Here is a 16,671-nt window from a genome sequence, read left to right on the forward strand (position 1 = left end):
GTTTGAGGGTAGTCCTCACCGGCTCATCGGGCCGCATCGGTCGCGCGATCTTCGGGGCGCTTTCGCCTGGTCACGATGTCATCGGGATTGATCGCAACGCCTTTTCGACGACGCGGATCATCGGCGATTGCACCGACCGTGAATTGCTCAAAGCTGCGCTCGACGGAGCGGACGCGGTGATCCATGCCGCCGGTCCGCACGCCCCGCATGTGGGCGTGGTATCCGATTCCGAGTTTCTCCGCGTCAATGTCGATGGGACGCGGACAATCGCGGAAATCGCGCGAGCAAGCGGGGTCAGGCGTTTCCTCTACACCTCCACCACCGCGCTTTACGGACACGCGGTCGAGCCGGGGCGATGCACGTGGATCGACGAGGAGACGACGCCGCAGCCGCGCACCGTCTACCACCGCACCAAACTTGCGGCAGAGGCGCTGCTCGAAGATCTGGCCTCCGCCGAAATGCCCCTGCGTGTCCTGCGGATGTCGCGCTGCTTCCCCGAACCCGCACCGTTGATGGCGGCCTATCGCCTGCATCGCGGGGTCGATGCGCGCGATGTGGCATCAGGGCACGCGCTGGCTCTTGCCGATGATGGCGCGCCGTTTGAGCGCTTTGTCCTGTCGGGCGCGTCTCCTTTCACGCGGGAAGACTGCGACGATCTGGCCCGTGATGCGGCGGGCGTGATCCGCGCAAGACTGCCGAGCCTCGCCGCCGAGTTCGCGCGCAGGGGCTGGCCGCTGCCGCAAAGCATCGACAGGGTTTATTCAAGCGCGAAGGCAGAGGAAGCGCTTGGCTGGAAGGCGCGCTTTGACTGGCGCGAGGTGCTGGCTCAGGCGGATCGGGACGATCTCGAAGTGCTTCCTGCAGCCTTACCTGCCGGGAAGGGTTGACGGCTTGGGCGCTGAACCTTCGTCCCTTGTCATCCGATTTTCGTCCAATGGTGATAGCCACAGTCCCGATCGCTTGATAACCAAGCATCCGTTCCATTTTACAAGGCCATAGGTGTCGCCATCACACTAGAATCCGCCCCGCTGGCGCACGACTTCGACGAAAACGAGCCCGCACCGACCTGCGGCCTTCCTGCCGGCAGCGCGGTTGCGACGCCCGATTTGCGCGATCTGACGCGCAAGCTAGCGCAGTTTCGCACACCGCGCCTCAGCCGCAGCATGTGGGAACTGGGATCGACGCTGGTTCCCTTCATCGCGGCATTCGCGGCGATGCTGTTCGCGGTGGAGGCCGGGTATTACATCGCGCTGCTGCTCGCGCCGGTTGCGGGGCTGCTGCTGCTGCGGCTGTTCATCATCCAGCACGATTGCGGCCACAATGCCTTCCTCAAGCGCAAGAAGACCAACAACTGGATCGGCCGCGCCATCGGCGTGTTCACCCTGACGCCCTATGATTGCTGGGCGCGCAGCCATGCCTTGCACCACGCCAGCACCGGCAATCTCGACGCGCGAGGGTTTGGCGATGTCGATACGCTGACGGTGCGCGAATATATGGAGAAGGGCCGGATTGGGCGGCTGTTCTATCGCCTGTATCGCCATCCGGTGGTTCTGCTCGGCCTTGGCCCGGCATATCTGTTCCTGCTGCGGCACCGCCTGCCGATCGGGCTTATGAAGGCGGGCGTCGCCTATTGGGTCAGCGCGCTGGCGACCAATGCGGTGACGGCGTCGATCCTGATCGCGCTGGCGCTGGTTTTCGGCGTGGCGACGACGGCCATCGTGTTCCTGCCGGTGCTGCTCATCGCGGCGTCGACAGGCGTGTGGCTGTTCTATGTCCAGCACCAGTTCGACGACGCGCAATGGGACAAGAAAGCCGACTGGTCGTTTCACGAGGCGGCTTTTGCGGGCAGTTCATACCTCGATCTGCCGCCCGTGCTGCGCTGGTTCACGGGCAATATCGGCATCCACCACATCCATCACCTGATGGCGCAGATCCCGTTCTATCGTCTGCCCGACGCGCTGCGGGCGCACCCGGAGCTGGCGCAATACAACCGGATCACCCCGCGCCAGACCCCGCGCCTGTTCATGCTGGCACTGTGGGACGAGGAACGGCGGCGGCTGGTCAGCTTCCGCGAAGCCCGGAAGCTTGCGCGGGGCTGAAACCGCGTGCTCTGCTTCGAACTCTAATTTGATCTGGCGCAATGCAGCGCCCCCTGCCCCGAGTCACTTATGTCGACGGGATCGACATGACTGACATATGGTTTGGGGGCATATCGCTGTGCGCATTCTCTTCGTTCATCCCAATTATCGTTCCGGTGGCGCGGAGATCGCAGGCACCTGGCCGCCCGCATGGGTCGCCTATCTTTCCGGCCCGCTGAAGCGCGCAGGATTTACCGACATCCACTTCATCGACGCGATGACCGAAGAGGTCGACGACGCCGAGCTGGAACGCCGCATGCGCGAGCTCCAGCCCGATGTCGTAGGCACCACATCGATCACCCCCTCGATCTACGCTGCCGAGCGCGTGCTCGAAATCGCTGCCCTAACAGTCCCCAAGGCAGTGCGCGTGCTTGGCGGCGTACACGCAACCTTCATGTACAAGCAGGTGCTGACAGAGGCCCCGCATATAGACGTGATCGTGCGCGGAGAAGGCGAGGAGATCGCGGTCGAGCTGTTTACCGCGATATCCGAGGGCCGCTGGCCGCGCGATCGCGCCACGATCAAGGGGCTGGCCTATCGCGAGCTGGACAAGATCGTCGCCACCCCCGCCGCCGACACCGTCAAGGACATGAGCACTCTGAAGCCCGATTGGGACGTGCTCGACTGGAACCTTTACACCTATCTGCCCTTGGGCACCCGCGTCGCGATCCCCAATCTTGCACGCGGGTGCCCATTCACCTGCTCGTTCTGCTCGCAATGGAAATTCTGGCGCGATTATCGCATCCGCGACCCCAAGGATGTCGTCGACGAAATTGAAGAGCTGCATGAAAAGCACGGCGTCGGCTTCTTCATCCTCGCCGACGAGGAACCGACGATCAACCGCAAGAAGTTCATCGAATTCTGTCAGGAACTGATTGATCGCGGCCTTCCGGCAAAGGTGAAATGGGGGATCAACACCCGCGTCACCGACATCTATCGCGACAAGGAATTGCTGCCCTTCTACCGCAAGGCAGGGCTGGTTCACGTCAGCTTGGGCACAGAGGCCGCGGCGCAGATGAAGCTCGACCGGTTCAACAAGGAAACCAAGGTCGAAGAGAACAAGCAGGCGATCAAGCTGCTGCGCGATGCGGATATCTTCGTCGAGGCGCAGTTCATCGTCGGACTGGACAATGAAACGCCCGAGACGCTCGAAGAAACCTATCGCATGGCGTGGGACTGGCAGCCCGATCTTGCCAACTGGGCGATGTACACGCCCTGGCCCTTCACGCCCCTGTTTGAAGAGATCAAGGATCAGGTCGAGATCCACGATTTCAGCAAATACAATTTCGTCACCCCGATCATGAAACCCACCGCGATGGAGCGCGGGGAACTGCTCGACGGAGTGATGAAGAACTACCGCCGGTTCTACATGCAAAAGGCGCTGTTCCATTATCCGTGGCGGGGTACGGGCTTCCGGCGGCGGTATTTGCTGGGATGCCTTTATGCCTTCCTGCGGGCAGGCTTCAAACGCACCTTCTACGATCTGGGTAAAGCCGGATATTGGGGGCCGCAAACCAAGAAGCAGCTCGACTGGCATTTCGACACGAGCCGCGAGGTCGCCGCCGAGGCCGCGACCGACTGGCAGACCAATGCCGACAAGGCCGCTCAAGCCGCCGCCCGCCGCGAAGCCGTGCGCAAGCAGATGAAGGAACGCGCCGAGGATCGCCGCGAAGAACGGGCGGCGGAACGCCAGCCGGACAGGATCGATGTCGATTGAAGGCCCGGTTGCTGCGGCGCAGGAGACGGGGCCAGAACCCCCGGCAGCGTTGATCGGCCCTAATGCCATTCTGCAGGCGCTGCCCGTCATGGAGCGGATGCTGGGTGCACGGGAGAGTGCCCATATCCTCAAGGAAGCACGGATCGCGACTTTGCCAGACGGCGAAAGCATGATTCCTGAAGCCGAAGCCATGCGGCTCCATCACGCCCTGTCCATGCGCGACCCGTTCGAGGCGATCGACATTGCCCGCGAGGCCGGGCATGGCACCGCCGACTATATCATTGCGAACCGCATTCCGCGCATCGCGGCCAAGATCCTGCGATGGCTCCCCGCGCGGCTCGCCGCACCGCTGCTGATGAAAGCGATCGCGCGCCACGCGTGGACCTTCATCGGTTCGGGCCGGTTCGAACCCGATGGCGGATGGCGCTTTACCATCGACCGGACCGAGGCGGACGATCTGATGATGCCGACTGACAGCCTGTTCGAATGGTACGGAGCGGTGTTCACCCGGCTATACCAGAGGCTGGTGCACCCACGCGCCCGATGCCGCGACGAAGGCCCGCTGGCGATGCACCGGTTCGCCCATGGATACCGCATCGAGATAGGATAACCGCCGACGCGCAGCGCATGGTCGCTTGCCAAGCCACCGAATTGCTTTACCCCCTTGCTTCAGGGTCATGCCATGGGGGAAAGAGCATGAATTCCGGAAATAGTGACGCGGCCGCGCCGGTGACATCGGCGGCGCGGGTCGGCGAACTCGACGTTTTGCGCGGTTTCGCGCTGCTGGGCGTGCTGGTGGTCAACATCATGTCGTGGCTGGTCTATCCCTGGTTCGCGACCGAGGCGCAGACAGATGCGCTGGTTGTGACCCAGGCTGACGAAAACGCGCAATTCATGATGATGTGGCTGGGCGCGGACAAGGCGAACACGCTGTTTGCCTTCCTGTTCGGCGTGGGATTTGCAGTCCAGATGGAGCGGCTGGAAGGGCGAGGCGCCGATTTCCAGCGGATCTACCGGCGCAGGCTGTTCGTGCTGCTCGCATTCGGGCTGGTGCACCTGCTGTTCTTCTGGCCGTTCGACATTCTCCACCTCTACGCCCTTGCCGGGTTCATGCTGCTGGCGGTGCGCCGGGTAAGCGACCGGGTGCTGCTGGGCGTCGGCCTTATCCTCGCATTCGCGGCAAGGCCGGTGATCGCCTTCGTGCTTGAGGAAACCGGGATCAGCGGCCCGGCGTTCAAGGCCTCTTTCAACGACGCTGCAATCATGGAGCGGGCGAACGAGACTTCGCTGTTCGGGCTTTCCGGAGAGTTCTTCGAAGCCGGCGTGTTCGGCTGGATGGCGAGCGGCTATATCCTTGCATGGCTGTTCTACGCCTTTGGCCGGTTCCTGCTGGGCGCCTATGTCGCGCGCAAGGGCTGGATTCAGCGCAGCGGCGAATTGCTTGGCGGCTGGCGCAAGGTGGCGCTGATCTGCCTGCCGCTGGGGCTGGCCGGACAGTTTGTTGCCGCCGCGATCGATCTCGAAACATGGGAATGGTTGGCGCAGTTGGAATGGGCGCACGCCTGGGTGCATTACCCCACCGTGCCGCTGATCGCCGCCGGTTATGTCGCCACGCTGATCCTGATCTTCCATTCGCCTGCAAAGCCGCTGGCGCTGGTGTTCGCGCCGGTGGGGCGCATGGCCTTGACGAATTATGTCACGCAAAGCTTCGTCATCGGCTTTCTCGCCTACAAGGCCGCGGGCGGGCCTGCACTGGCGGGCAATGCCGGGCCGGCGCTGCTGATCGGGATCGCCTTTGCCATCTATGCCGCACAGACCGTGTTCTCGCACTTCTGGCTCAGCCGGTTTGCCTATGGCCCGCTGGAATGGTGCTGGCGCACGCTGACCTATGGCGAGGCACCGAGGATGCGGCGGGAGGCCCTGCCCGCCTGACCGGGCGGAACGGGCCGTTTTTGCCCACGGGCGTAATGCGCGTCGATTAGGCGCTTGGTAACCATGATCGGTCTAGGCCGGTCTCTCGTTTTCGTGCGGGAGACCGGTGTTGGACAAGATCAGGGGATTTGACGGGCTGCGCGCCCTGTCCGTCCTGTTCGTGATCCTCACGCATCTGGGCATCTATGCGACCGCGCAATCCGCCGGATGGCTGCCGGAAACCGCCGCACCGATCATCAGCGGTACCACCGGCGTGCAGATATTCTTCGTCCTTTCCGGCTTTCTGATAACCAGCCTGCTGATCGGGGAGCACCGGGCAACCGGGACGATCTCGCTAAAGGGATTCTATATCCGCCGGGCGCTGCGCATCCTGCCGCTGTATTTCCTGTGCCTTGTGCTGACATGGTTCGTCGATGTCTTCGTCTGGCCGGTTGCAAGCGATCCGGCGCTGATTTTCGCGGCAACTTTCAACACCAGCTTCATACCGCGCGAATGGTATTCCTCGATCCTGGGGCACACATGGTCGCTTTCGGTGGAGGAGCATTTTTACATCGTCTGGCCCGCCGCGCTGCTGCTTGCATACCGGTTTTCCTACGGTCGCGCGCTACGCCACCTGTTGATCGGATCGGCAATCAGCCTTGCCCTCCTGGCTGTGGCGCTGCGGATAGAGACGCTCGACGATGCCTATTTCCTTGCCCGCTGGAGCATCTTTGCAGGCGCATGGATCGCGCTGGGCTGCGCGGCTGCGATTGTCGTGAACGGCGGCGAGTATCGCGGCGCCAACGCTTTTCTCGCATCGCACTGGGCACTGGCCCTCGCGGTCGCGCTGTTCCTTCACAGCCTCGTTCTCGGTTTCCTGCCCAAGCCGCTGGACGAAATCCTGCGCGTCGGCGGCGCGGTGCTGCTGGTCTGCTGGATCGTTCACAACCAGAAATCGCGACTGGTCGAAACGCTCGAATACGGGCCGCTCGCCTATCTGGGGAAGATTTCCTACGGTCTTTACATGTGGCAGGGCTTTTTCCTTGCCACCGGCCCGGGGCGTGCGCCCGGCCAGCTTTGGCCGCTCAATCCCGGCCTTGGCCTGATCCTGCTGTGCGTGGTGGCTCCGCTGTCCTACCATTTCTTTGAAAAGCGGTTCCTGCGGCTTTCCGCGGCCTATCGCCATTCGACCCCGTCGCGCCCGGACGCAGACACCAGAACCGCGCCCGCAGCCTGATTGGAACTTTTCCGATCGGTTCCCGTTTCGGTGATTGAGATTTCCGATCTTCGCAATCGCACAAATTAGCTTTTGTGCAGCGCAACAATGCTTAGATGGGCGTCACAAGTTTCACCCTCTCCAATCACCCCAATCAAAACGAGGAACACAACAATGGGTATCATCGGTTCGACCATCAAACCGTTCACCGCCACCGCTTTCAAGGCCGGCGAAAACTTCTTCGACGTCACCGAAAAGGACATCGAAGGCAAGTGGGCGGTCTTCTTCTTCTACCCGGCTGACTTCACCTTCGTCTGCCCGACCGAGCTCGAAGACCTCGGCGAGAAGTACGACATGCTGCAGTCGATGGGCGTCGAAGTCTTCGCCGTCTCGACCGACACCCACTTCAGCCACAAGGCATGGCACGACACTTCGGAAAAGATCGGCAAGCTGAAGTACGCCTTCCTCGGCGATCAGAACCACGTGCTGTCGAACAACTTTGGCGTGCTGCGCGAAGGCGTCGGCCTTGCTGACCGTGCAACCTTCGTGGTCGATCCGGACGGCGTGATCCAGATCATGGAAATCACCTGCGAAGGCGTCGGCCGCAATGCCAACGAACTGACCCGCAAGATCAAGGCCGCCCAGTACGTGCGCGCCAACCCCGGTCAGGTCTGCCCGGCAGCATGGGAAGAAGGCGCCGAAACGCTTGCTCCCTCGCTCGACCTCGTCGGCAAGATCTAACACCAGATCCGGGCGGCGCCGCTCTCTCCCCCCTTTTCGCAGCGCCGCCCTGAAGACCCCGAGCCAGAACAAGGTTCGGGTCGCAGACGGGCCGGAAGCCCTCGCCTCCTCTCCCCCCCTTGGCGAGCGAGTTTCCGGCCCTGACTGCCCCTCCAAAGGGGAAAACACAGAAATTCTATCGGAGGAATCCATGCTCAATGCGAACATGCAGACCCAGCTCAAACAGTATCTCGCCAATCTTCGCGAGCCGATCGAGCTCGTCGCATCGCTGGACGATTCCGAAAAATCCGCTCAGACGCGCGAACTTCTGACAGAAATCGCCGCGCTGCATGACATGGTCAGCGCATCGTTTGACGGCACTCACGCACGCAAGCCCAGCTTCATCATCCGCCGCGCCTCCGACGCGCAGCGCTGGGTGCGGTTTGCTGGCCTGCCGATGGGCCATGAATTCACATCGCTGGTGCTGGCCCTGCTGTGGGCCGGTGGCCACCCGCCCAAGATTGACGCCGACCTGATCGAGCAGGTGCGCGCGCTTGAAGGCGATTTCGAATTCGAGATGTTCTTCTCGCTTTCGTGCCACAACTGCCCCGACGTGGTGCAGGCGCTGACGCTGATGGCGCTCGAAAACCCGCGCATCACCGCCACGCTGATCGAAGGCGGCACCTTTCAAGGCGAAGTCGAGGAACGCGGCGTGCTCGCGGTTCCGGCGACCTTCCTCAACGGCGAAAGCTTCTACAACGGCAAGATGGAGCTGGCCGAAATCCTGTCCAAGCTGGACAGCGGCGCGGACGACAAGGCGGCTGAGAAGCTGAACGCCAAGGACCCGTTCGAAGTGCTGATCATCGGCGGCGGTCCCGCCGGAGCGGCTGCGGGCGTCTACACCGCGCGCAAGGGCTTCCGCACGGGCATCGCGGCGGAGCGTTTCGGCGGCCAGTTGCAGGATACGCTCGGGATCGAGAACCTGCCGGGCACCAGCTACACCGAAGGGCCCAAGCTGTCGGATGACCTGAAGAAGCAGGTGGCCGACAATGCCATCGACATGATGGACCTTGCCCGTGCGACGCAGATCAAGCCCGCAACCAAGGCCGGCGGGATGCACGAAGTGGTGATGGCGAACGGCGCGGTGCTGAAATCGCGCGCGATCATCCTTTCGACCGGTGCGCGCTGGCGCAATCTCGGCGTGCCGGGCGAAGCCGAATACCGCAACAAGGGCGTGGCCTACTGCCCGCACTGCGACGGCCCGCTGTTCAAGGGCAAGCGGATCGCGGTAATCGGCGGCGGCAATTCGGGCGTCGAAGCGGCGATCGACCTTGCCGGGATCGTAGGCCATGTCACCCTGATCGAATTCGACACCAAGCTGCGCGCGGACGAAGTGCTGCAACGCAAGCTGCGTTCGATGCCGAATGTCGCCATCATCACCAACGGTCAGACGACCGAAATCCTTGGCGATGGCAGCCGCGTGAATGGTCTGGTGCTGAAAGACCGCGCCAGCAACGAGGAACGCACCATCGAACTCGAAGGCGTGTTCGTGCAGATCGGACTTGTCCCGAACACCGAATGGCTGCGCGAGACGGACCTCGAACTTTCCAGGTTCGGCGAGATTGTCGTCGATGATCACGGTGCGACGAACCTGCCGGGCATCTACGCCGCAGGCGACTGCACCACCGTCAAGGACAAGCAGATCGTGGTGGCTATGGGCAGCGGCGCGACCGCGGGGCTTGGCGCATTCGATTATCTGATCCGCAACGAGCCGGTCGATGAGGTTGCACAAGCAGCTTGATCGCCTGAATAAATCAATCAGCCCAGTTTAATCGATTGGACTGATCAGGCCGCGTGCATCATTCTCCTCCCATCATACTCGAACAGTTTCGAGTCTTACGAGAGAGAGGAGAACCCCTATGGACGCGAAGACAGGTGAAATGAGCGGCGGCTGCCCGTTCCACGGCGACGGCGGAATGCGCACGCTGCTGGGCCGCACCAACAAGGACTGGTGGCCCGAGGCAACGCAGCTCGACATCCTGACCGAGGAAGGCAAGTCCGCCAATCCCTATGGCGAAGACTTCGACTATCCTGCTGCTTTCAACACGCTCGATTACAAAGCGCTGAAGGCTGATCTGACCGCGCTGATGACAGACAGCCAGGATTGGTGGCCCGCCGATTACGGCCACTACGGGCCGTTCTTCATCCGCATGGCATGGCACGCGGCTGGCACCTATCGCACCGGCGACGGTCGCGGCGGTGCGGGCAGCGGGCAACAGCGTTTCGCTCCGCTCAACAGCTGGCCCGACAACGGCAACCTCGACAAGGCGCGCCGCCTGCTTTGGCCGATCAAGCAGAAATACGGCAAGGCGATCAGCTGGGCCGATCTCTACATCCTCGCCGGCAATGTCGCGATTGAAAGCATGGGCGGGCCGGTGTTCGGATTTGGCGGCGGCCGTGCCGACGTGTTCGAGCCGGAAAGCGTCTATTGGGGCACCGAAGAGCAGTGGGTGAACGAAGGCGTCGCCACCCGCATCCAGCCCAAGGAAGGCATGGCGCTCGAGAATCCGCTCGCCGCGATCCAGATGGGCCTGATTTACGTCAATCCCGAAGGCCCCGGCGGCAATCCCGATCCGCTGGAAAGCGCGCGCGACATGCGTGAAACCTTCGCCCGGATGGCGATGAATGACGAAGAAACCGTCGCGCTTACCGCAGGCGGCCACGCTTTCGGCAAGGCGCATGGCGCGCAGCCCTCCGACACATTCGGCGGCGCACCCGAAGGCGAAGCGCTTGAGCGGCAGGGCTTCGGCTGGCTGATCGACGAAGAGGAAATCGCCAAGGGCCACATCACCACTTCGGGTATCGAAGGCAGCTGGTCGAACAATCCGACTGCGTGGAGCCACGACTATTTCCGGCTGCTGTTCAAATATGACTATGAACTGGTGCACAGCCCCGCGGGCGCGCAGCAGTGGACGCCGATCAATCCCGATCCGGAAGACATGGCGCCCGACGCACGCGATCCTTCGAAGAAGGTGCCGACCATCATGACCACCGCCGACATGGCGCTGAAGATGGACCCGGAATATCGCAAGATTTCGGAGCGTTTCCTGAACAATCCGGAACAGCTTGACGATGCCTTTGCCCGCGCCTGGTTCAAGCTGTGCCACCGCGACATGGGGCCGAAAGTGCGGTACATGGGGCCGGAAGTCCCCGAAGAAACGCTGATCTGGATGGACCCGGTTCCCGCCGGCACCACCCCGTCGGATGCGGAAGTCGCCCGGTTCAAGGACGCGATCCTCGGCAGCGGCTTGACGATCAGCGAACTGGTGAAGGCGGCGTGGGCTTCGGCTTCGACCTATCGCAAGTCCGATCACCGTGGCGGCGCCAATGGTGCGCGCATCACTCAGGCCCCGCAGAAGGACTGGGCCGCGAACGATCCCGCCGAACTCGCAAAGGTTCTGGCCAAGATCGACGAGCTTCGCGGTGATCTCAGCATGGCCGATGCGATCGTGCTGGCCGGTTCGGCGGCAGTCGAAAAGGCCGCACGCGATGCCGGCCATGACGTGACCGTTCCGTTCCTGGGTGGCCGCGGCGACTGTGCGCCCGAGCACACCGATGCGGCCAGCTTCGAACCGCTTGAGCCGTTTGCCGACGGTTTCCGCAACTACCTCAAGACCAAGGCGAACGTCCGCACCGAAGACATGCTGATCGACAAGGCGCACCTGTTGGGCCTGTCGATCCCCGAACTGACCGTGCTGGTCGGCGGGCTGCGGGTGCTGGGCGCGAACAGCGGCAACACCGCGCATGGCGTGTTCACTGACACAGTCGGCGTGCTGACGACGGACTTCTTCCGCAACTTGCTCGATATGAGCACCAAGTGGACGCCCGTCGATGGCAGCGGTGACGAGGAATATGTCGGCACCTGCCGCAAGACCGGTGCGAAGAAGTACACCGCGACCCGCGCAGACCTGATCTTCGGTTCCAACTCGCAGCTTCGCGCTCAGGCCGAAGTCTATGCCGAGACCGGAGCCGAAGGGAAGTTTGTCTGCGACTTCATCAGCGCCTGGAACAAGGTGATGAACGCCGATCGCTTCGACGTGAAATACGCCAAGTACAGCGGCTGAACCGCTGCATCATCCTGAACCCTGACCACCCCCCATTGTCGGTCAGGGTCGCGAGGGACCCCCGGTGGAAACGCCGGGGGTCTTTTGTATTGGCAGGCGGCTGAAATGCGGTGATAGACACGCACCATGAACACTATCGCTGAACCATCGACGCGGCGCTTTCCCGCGGAAAGGCTTTTCGCCGCATTGATATCGGGGGCGGCATTGGCGGCATTGGCGACTGAGATCGCCGTGGGTCAGGGCAGCGCTGCGGCAAACGCCGGCGGCCTGCTGCGGTTCTTCACGATCTGGGGCAATGTCGGGGCCTTCGCCGTAATGGGATGGGCTGCGTCTGGCCGCCCCGTCGCGCCAAAGGTGATGGCCGCGCTCGCAACCATGCTGACAGTGATCGGCAGCGTTTATTGGGCGTTGCTGGCAGCGGATCATCAGCCCGAAGGATGGCAGCTTGTCACCAATCAGGTGTTCCACACGCTCGTCCCGATTGCGGTGGTGGCATGGTGGCTGCGGTTCACGCCGCCAACCGCCGATGTCAGCGCGTTGATTCCGGCGATCATGACCCCGCCGCTTGCCTATGGCGCCTTCGCAGTCGTGCTGGGCGAGCTGACCGGGTTTTATGCCTACTTCTTCCTCGACCTGACACGGCTTGGCGCATTCCAGTATGCGATCAGCAATGTCGTTCTGGCGGCTTTCTTTGCCATGGTCGGCGCCGGACTGGCGACGATCAAGAACGCTTTGAACGCGCGCTTCTAGATCCAGCCAGCGGTTTTCAGTTCGCTGACCTGCGCGCGTGCCACGGGCGCTTCCAGCCCGCCTGAAAGCACCAGCCGGACGTTGCGCCCCTCGCGCTTGACGTCCTCTACGGCGAGCCGGGCGACCCACCAGCTGCGGTGCACCTGCCGCCCTTCGACGTCGGAAAGATAGGCCATCGCATCACGCAGCCGCATCAGCACCAGCTCGCTGCCGAGCGCGGTGTGGACGCGGACGTAATGGTCCTCCATCTCCAGCGCGATCACGTCGCTGCCCAGCGAGGCCGGCAACTGGTCAAGCAACAGGTTGGCCGCTGGTTGTGCGGCGGCCGAAGGCGCTTCCTTGGTGGTCGTGTCCGCTTGGGCAACTGCCGTGGGCTGCGGCTGGTCCCCCGGTATCTGGATCATGTTGAACAACAGAGTGATGCCGCCGCCAATCACCAGCACATAACAGTAATGCAGCAGCGCTTCCTGCGCCTGCGGAACTCGGAAATAGTCGGTTGTAATCTGCCCCAGCGACCACACGATTACGGCCATCGGAACGGTCGCCAGCATCGTCCCAGCCACCCACAACAGGATGCGCGGCAAATCGAGCGCTGCGGACAGGCGATCCACCAGCCAGCCGACGGGCGAATATATGAAGTAGCCTGCGTAACCCAGGCCAAGCCACACCATCAACCGGACCGCGAGCGGATCGCCAAAGCTCCCGAACGGCCCGATCAGCGCCATCACCACGCCGATCACCGTCATCACTGACAGATCGATGATCAGCTTGCGTGCAAGCGAGCGCCGTCCCGTTCCCGGCTGTTGCGTGGTGACCCCGTCCATCGCGTCGAAACTAGCGCCAATTCGCGCTTCGTAAAGTGGCAAAGGGCGCCAGATCTGACCTGTTCACGAAGGACGCGCACCGCTCGCTGACCACGGCTTGCCTGTCAGTGGGCTACCGGCAGGAAGGGCTCAACAGCCATCCGGAAAGGAGAAACCCATGTCTACTCTTGCCCTGCTCAACCCTTTCACCAAAGCCCGGCCCGGCCCCGTGGAATACCCCCCGGTTCTGCGTGGCGTGATCCTGATTGCAGGTCTGTCGATGACAGTGCTGGCCGCATTTGCGACCTTGCGGGGCATCACCGGGATTGCCCCGATGCATCCGAATATCCGGCACCTCGCCGTCGCGCTGCATGTCACCACGGTGCTTCCCGCGATCCCGCTGGGCGCCTATCTGCTGCTCGCACGCAAGGGTACCGATCTTCACAAGCTGCTGGGCCGGGTATGGATCGGTCTGATGGTCACCACCGCGCTGATCGCCCTGTTCATCCGGCCGGGCGGAAGCTTCAGCTGGATCCACCTGTTCGTGCCGCTGGTGCTGTACACCTCATGGAAGGTCGTCTCATCGACGCGCAGGGGCGATATGCCGACCCATCGCAAGGAGATTGTCGGGCTTTATCTTGGCGCGTTGATGATCCCGGGGATCTTTGCTTTCCTCGTGCCCGGTCGACTGATGAACGTCTGGACCTTCGGATGGCCTAACGGCTTCTTTTAAGCACCAGATACAGCGCCCCGTCACCGCCATGCCGGATGTGCGCGCGGCGCACCGCCGCGATTGCTTCGGCATGGTGGCTCGCCGCCAGCCAGTCGAGCAGCTTGGCCCGGATCGCCCCGCGCTTGTGCTGGCGATCAGCCGGATCGACCGGCCTTTCCCGTCCTGCCACCACCAGCACCACCCGCGCGCCCATCGCCCGCGCCTGATCCAGCCCGGCGATGATACGGGTGTAGGCGCTGTCGAGCGTGTGGCCATGCAGGTCGAGCGTGTAGTCGGGGGAGATGTCACCCGACTTGATCCGCCGGTTCCAATGCCCGTCAAGCTGCGAATTAAACGCCCGCTTTGGCGGCGGCGGAGTGGCGGCTGCGGGCCGCTTTGCCACCCCGAGCTTGGGCGCGGGCTTCATCACCGGCTTGGGCGATGGCTTTGGCGAAACATGGCGCTTGGGCTCGCTTTCGGCAGCGACGCCGGGAACCTTGCGTCCGGCCAGCGGCGTGACGCTTTGCGCCAGACGCGCCCATGCCGCCTGCTCTTCAGCGGAAAGACCGCGGGGGATCGTCATTGCGCGGAATTGAGCCGTGCCACCGTGCCTTTTGGCAGCAGCAACAGCGCCTGCCCGCGGGCGCTCATTCCGCCAGCAATGCGGCGTGCGTCTTCGCCTGCGCCCCAGAAGGTGTCGAAACGGTTCGCCCCCTTGATCGCCCCCCCGGTATCCTGCGCGATCCACAGGCCATTGGCCTCGCGCCGGTCAAGCTCAAGCCAGACGGGCGCGCCCAGCGGGACAAAGGCCGGATCCGCCGCGACCGATGCTTCGCGCCGAACCGGTACGCCCAGCGCGCCCAATGGCCCGTCACCGCGCAATTCGCGGAAGAAAATCCAGCTCTTGTTGAGGCGCATCAGATCACGCCCTTCACGCGGGTTTTCGCGGATATAGGCCATGATGCCCTGCATCGATCCGGGGTATTGGCCCGGCCCGTCACCCAGCAATCCGCGTTCCCGCATCACGCCGCCGATGCCGGTGTAACCGCGCCCGTTCTGCCCCGCATATCCGATGCGGATCACTTCGCCCGTCTCGGTGCGGATGCGGCCCGATCCCTGAATCTGGAGGAAGAAGAATTCGACCGGGTCCGCTGCCCAGGCGATTACCGGAACGCGCCCTTCAAGCGCACCGTCCTCGATCTCGGCCCGTTCGTAATAGAGGACGAAATTGCCATCCCTGTCATACCGGCCCAGCGGCGCGCGCCCGGTGCGTTCGGACACGGGTGTATCAGCGGGCCAGCCGCGAACCAGATCATCGGGCATGGCATAGACCGGGACATAGCCCGGCTTGCGGGTGCGGCTGCCCATGATCTCAGGCTCGAAATATCCGGTCGCAAAGGCGCTGCCGTCGCCAACCCGCACGGTTTCGAAATGGGTCTGGAAGAAATGCGGTGCATCGCCGACTGGCCAGTTCACCGCAGCCTCGCAAGCCGGACGCCAATCGGCGCCATAGGCAAGGCCGCTCACGTCCTCACGGGAAAGCAGCTGCGGACAGGATTCGACAAACGCGGCCAAGGCCGTTCCGGCGTCCTCGCGCCCGATGCCGAGCGCGCCAACGCTTGGCCCCTGGCTGACCCCGGCCATCGCGGCGCTCACCACGCCAGCGGCGGGCGGAACGGGAATCACGGTGCTGGGCGGCGAGCTTTCGGGAATGATCGCACAGGCGCTCAAGATGGCGATAGAAGCGAACAGCGCCCCGAACCCGCTGGCAATGGATGCCGGTTTGCGGCGCGGTGTTTCAGGCCCGTCGAGCCGAATGACCCCGGCAGTATCCGCGCCCCCGATTGCCAAGACTTACCCTTCGTCGGTTTCGTCGAGCAGCCAGTTGGGATCATTCGAGCCGACATTGCGGCTGAAGGTCCAGACGTCGCGGCTCTCGATCGCATCGTCGAGGCTTCCCGCGATCACATTGCCATCCGCATCCCGGGTGACAGCGGCGATATCGGCAACAAACAGGATCGCGATCCGCGCCATGCGCTTGTCGAGCGAAGCCGAATGGATGCGGGTTTCCTCGATCCGGATCAGCTTGTTGTCGAGCGTGTGACCGGCGGCCTCGCGCTCGTCGATCGCGGCGATGAAACCTTCGTAGACATCATCATCGCACAGGTCGCGCAGCGTTTCGCGGTCACCGTTCCAGAACGCTTCGAGCACCATTTCATAGGCACCCTTGGCGCCCTGCATGAATTGCGAAATGTCGAAACCGCGATCCGCAGCCGCGATCTCGCGCACGCCACGCTCAACCGCGGGCATCACCCCTTCAAGCTCGATCGCGCGCGGCGGCACCGGCTGGGTCGCCTGCGGGGCGATCGAACCGGGTGCGGAGGCATTGTCGCCCGCGTCAAAACGCTGCGGGATCGACTCTTCCTCATGCTCCGCCCGGCGGCCAAGCACGGAATACAGGCGCAGCCCCAGGAATGCGGCAATCATGGCAAGGATGACGATTTCTAGAATCACGGTAGTACCTGGTATCCTTTCAGCGCCTTTTGGCGGGCGGCCTGATCAATTCGGCGTTGATCCGGC

Annotated in this window: 15 protein-coding genes; 11 read left to right on the top strand and 4 right to left on the bottom strand. The window is 63.1% G+C overall.

Features of this window, described 5'->3' with window-relative positions; all coding sequences use genetic code 11:
- Positions 1-2 precede the first annotated feature (2 nt).
- From L1K66_RS16275 to L1K66_RS16320, 10 genes are all read left to right on the top strand, one after another.
- Complete coding sequence (locus L1K66_RS16275) at positions 3-887, top strand: NAD-dependent epimerase/dehydratase family protein (protein WP_252258864.1); 885 nt, start codon at positions 3-5, stop codon at positions 885-887.
- Between the two features lie 219 nt (positions 888-1,106).
- Positions 1,107-2,099, top strand: coding sequence for a fatty acid desaturase (locus L1K66_RS16280; protein WP_252258866.1), 993 nt, complete (start codon positions 1,107-1,109; stop codon positions 2,097-2,099).
- A gap of 118 nt (positions 2,100-2,217) precedes the next feature.
- The gene (gene bchE, locus L1K66_RS16285) at positions 2,218-3,855 is read left to right on the top strand and encodes a magnesium-protoporphyrin IX monomethyl ester anaerobic oxidative cyclase (protein ID WP_252258868.1); all 1,638 of its coding nucleotides are present in this window, start codon (positions 2,218-2,220) and stop codon (positions 3,853-3,855) included.
- The gene (gene bchJ / locus L1K66_RS16290) at positions 3,845-4,465 is read left to right on the top strand and encodes a bacteriochlorophyll 4-vinyl reductase (protein ID WP_252258870.1); all 621 of its coding nucleotides are present in this window, start codon (positions 3,845-3,847) and stop codon (positions 4,463-4,465) included. Before bchE ends, bchJ begins: the two co-directional genes overlap by 11 nt.
- A gap of 86 nt (positions 4,466-4,551) precedes the next feature.
- Positions 4,552-5,787, top strand: a complete 1,236-nt coding sequence (locus tag L1K66_RS16295) for a DUF418 domain-containing protein (RefSeq protein ID WP_252258871.1) — start codon at positions 4,552-4,554, stop codon at positions 5,785-5,787.
- Positions 5,788-5,896: 109 nt separating this feature from the next.
- Entirely contained in the window at positions 5,897-7,003 is a 1,107-nt protein-coding gene (locus L1K66_RS16300; RefSeq protein ID WP_252258872.1) for an acyltransferase family protein, read from the top strand.
- Positions 7,004-7,156: 153 nt separating this feature from the next.
- Positions 7,157-7,723, top strand: coding sequence for an alkyl hydroperoxide reductase subunit C (ahpC, locus tag L1K66_RS16305; protein WP_034955466.1), 567 nt, complete (start codon positions 7,157-7,159; stop codon positions 7,721-7,723).
- Between the two features lie 190 nt (positions 7,724-7,913).
- On the top strand, positions 7,914-9,503 hold the full coding sequence (gene ahpF / locus L1K66_RS16310) for an alkyl hydroperoxide reductase subunit F (RefSeq protein ID WP_252258874.1): 1,590 nt from the start codon (positions 7,914-7,916) through the stop codon (positions 9,501-9,503).
- A 118-nt stretch (positions 9,504-9,621) separates the two neighbouring features.
- Positions 9,622-11,826 carry a catalase/peroxidase HPI gene (gene katG, locus L1K66_RS16315; RefSeq protein WP_034955470.1) on the top strand — a complete coding sequence of 735 codons (2,205 nt, stop codon included), beginning with the start codon at positions 9,622-9,624 and terminating at the stop codon, positions 11,824-11,826.
- A gap of 126 nt (positions 11,827-11,952) precedes the next feature.
- Positions 11,953-12,576, top strand: a complete 624-nt coding sequence (locus tag L1K66_RS16320; RefSeq protein ID WP_252258875.1) for a Pr6Pr family membrane protein — start codon at positions 11,953-11,955, stop codon at positions 12,574-12,576.
- On the opposite strand, the gene L1K66_RS16325 is transcribed toward L1K66_RS16320, so the two are convergent.
- Positions 12,573-13,442, bottom strand: coding sequence for a LytTR family DNA-binding domain-containing protein (locus L1K66_RS16325; RefSeq protein WP_252258877.1), 870 nt, complete (start codon positions 13,440-13,442; stop codon positions 12,573-12,575). The two genes, L1K66_RS16320 and L1K66_RS16325, sit on opposite strands and share 4 nt — an antisense overlap.
- A gap of 115 nt (positions 13,443-13,557) precedes the next feature.
- Between L1K66_RS16325 and L1K66_RS16330 the strand changes: the two genes are divergently transcribed.
- On the top strand, positions 13,558-14,112 hold the full coding sequence (locus L1K66_RS16330; protein ID WP_252258878.1) for a DUF2306 domain-containing protein: 555 nt from the start codon (positions 13,558-13,560) through the stop codon (positions 14,110-14,112).
- Here the strand turns inward: L1K66_RS16330 and L1K66_RS16335 are convergent.
- The 3 genes from L1K66_RS16335 to L1K66_RS16345 all read right to left on the bottom strand — a co-directional run bounded on the left by L1K66_RS16335 (position 14,096) and on the right by L1K66_RS16345 (position 16,605).
- Entirely contained in the window at positions 14,096-14,674 is a 579-nt protein-coding gene (locus L1K66_RS16335) for a Smr/MutS family protein (RefSeq protein WP_034955478.1), read from the bottom strand. The genes L1K66_RS16330 and L1K66_RS16335 overlap by 17 nt on opposite strands.
- A complete protein-coding gene (gene mltA / locus L1K66_RS16340; RefSeq protein WP_407931994.1) occupies positions 14,671-15,864 on the bottom strand; it encodes a murein transglycosylase A in 1,194 nt (397 codons plus the stop codon). The genes L1K66_RS16335 and mltA overlap by 4 nt, the downstream gene beginning before the upstream one ends.
- A gap of 81 nt (positions 15,865-15,945) precedes the next feature.
- On the bottom strand, positions 15,946-16,605 hold the full coding sequence (locus tag L1K66_RS16345) for a Tim44/TimA family putative adaptor protein (protein WP_084155806.1): 660 nt from the start codon (positions 16,603-16,605) through the stop codon (positions 15,946-15,948).
- Positions 16,606-16,671: the final 66 nt, after the last annotated feature.

The sequence above is a fragment of the Erythrobacter aurantius genome, assembly GCF_023823125.1.
GTDB lineage: Bacteria > Pseudomonadota > Alphaproteobacteria > Sphingomonadales > Sphingomonadaceae > Erythrobacter > Erythrobacter aurantius.

What these genes read in the sequence shown, in the direction of transcription:
- bchJ (WP_252258870.1), top strand. Translation starts at nt 3,845, where the DNA reads ATGTCGATTGAAGGCCCGGTTGCTGCGGCGCAGGAGACGGGGCCAGAA.
- L1K66_RS16330 (WP_252258878.1), top strand. Translation starts at nt 13,558, where the DNA reads ATGTCTACTCTTGCCCTGCTCAACCCTTTCACCAAAGCCCGGCCCGGC.
- L1K66_RS16295 (WP_252258871.1), top strand. Translation starts at nt 4,552, where the DNA reads ATGAATTCCGGAAATAGTGACGCGGCCGCGCCGGTGACATCGGCGGCG.
- L1K66_RS16335 (WP_034955478.1), bottom strand. Translation starts at nt 14,674, where the DNA reads ATGACGATCCCCCGCGGTCTTTCCGCTGAAGAGCAGGCGGCATGGGCG.
- L1K66_RS16320 (WP_252258875.1), top strand. Translation starts at nt 11,953, where the DNA reads ATGAACACTATCGCTGAACCATCGACGCGGCGCTTTCCCGCGGAAAGG.
- ahpF (WP_252258874.1), top strand. Translation starts at nt 7,914, where the DNA reads ATGCTCAATGCGAACATGCAGACCCAGCTCAAACAGTATCTCGCCAAT.
- katG (WP_034955470.1), top strand. Translation starts at nt 9,622, where the DNA reads ATGGACGCGAAGACAGGTGAAATGAGCGGCGGCTGCCCGTTCCACGGC.
- ahpC (WP_034955466.1), top strand. Translation starts at nt 7,157, where the DNA reads ATGGGTATCATCGGTTCGACCATCAAACCGTTCACCGCCACCGCTTTC.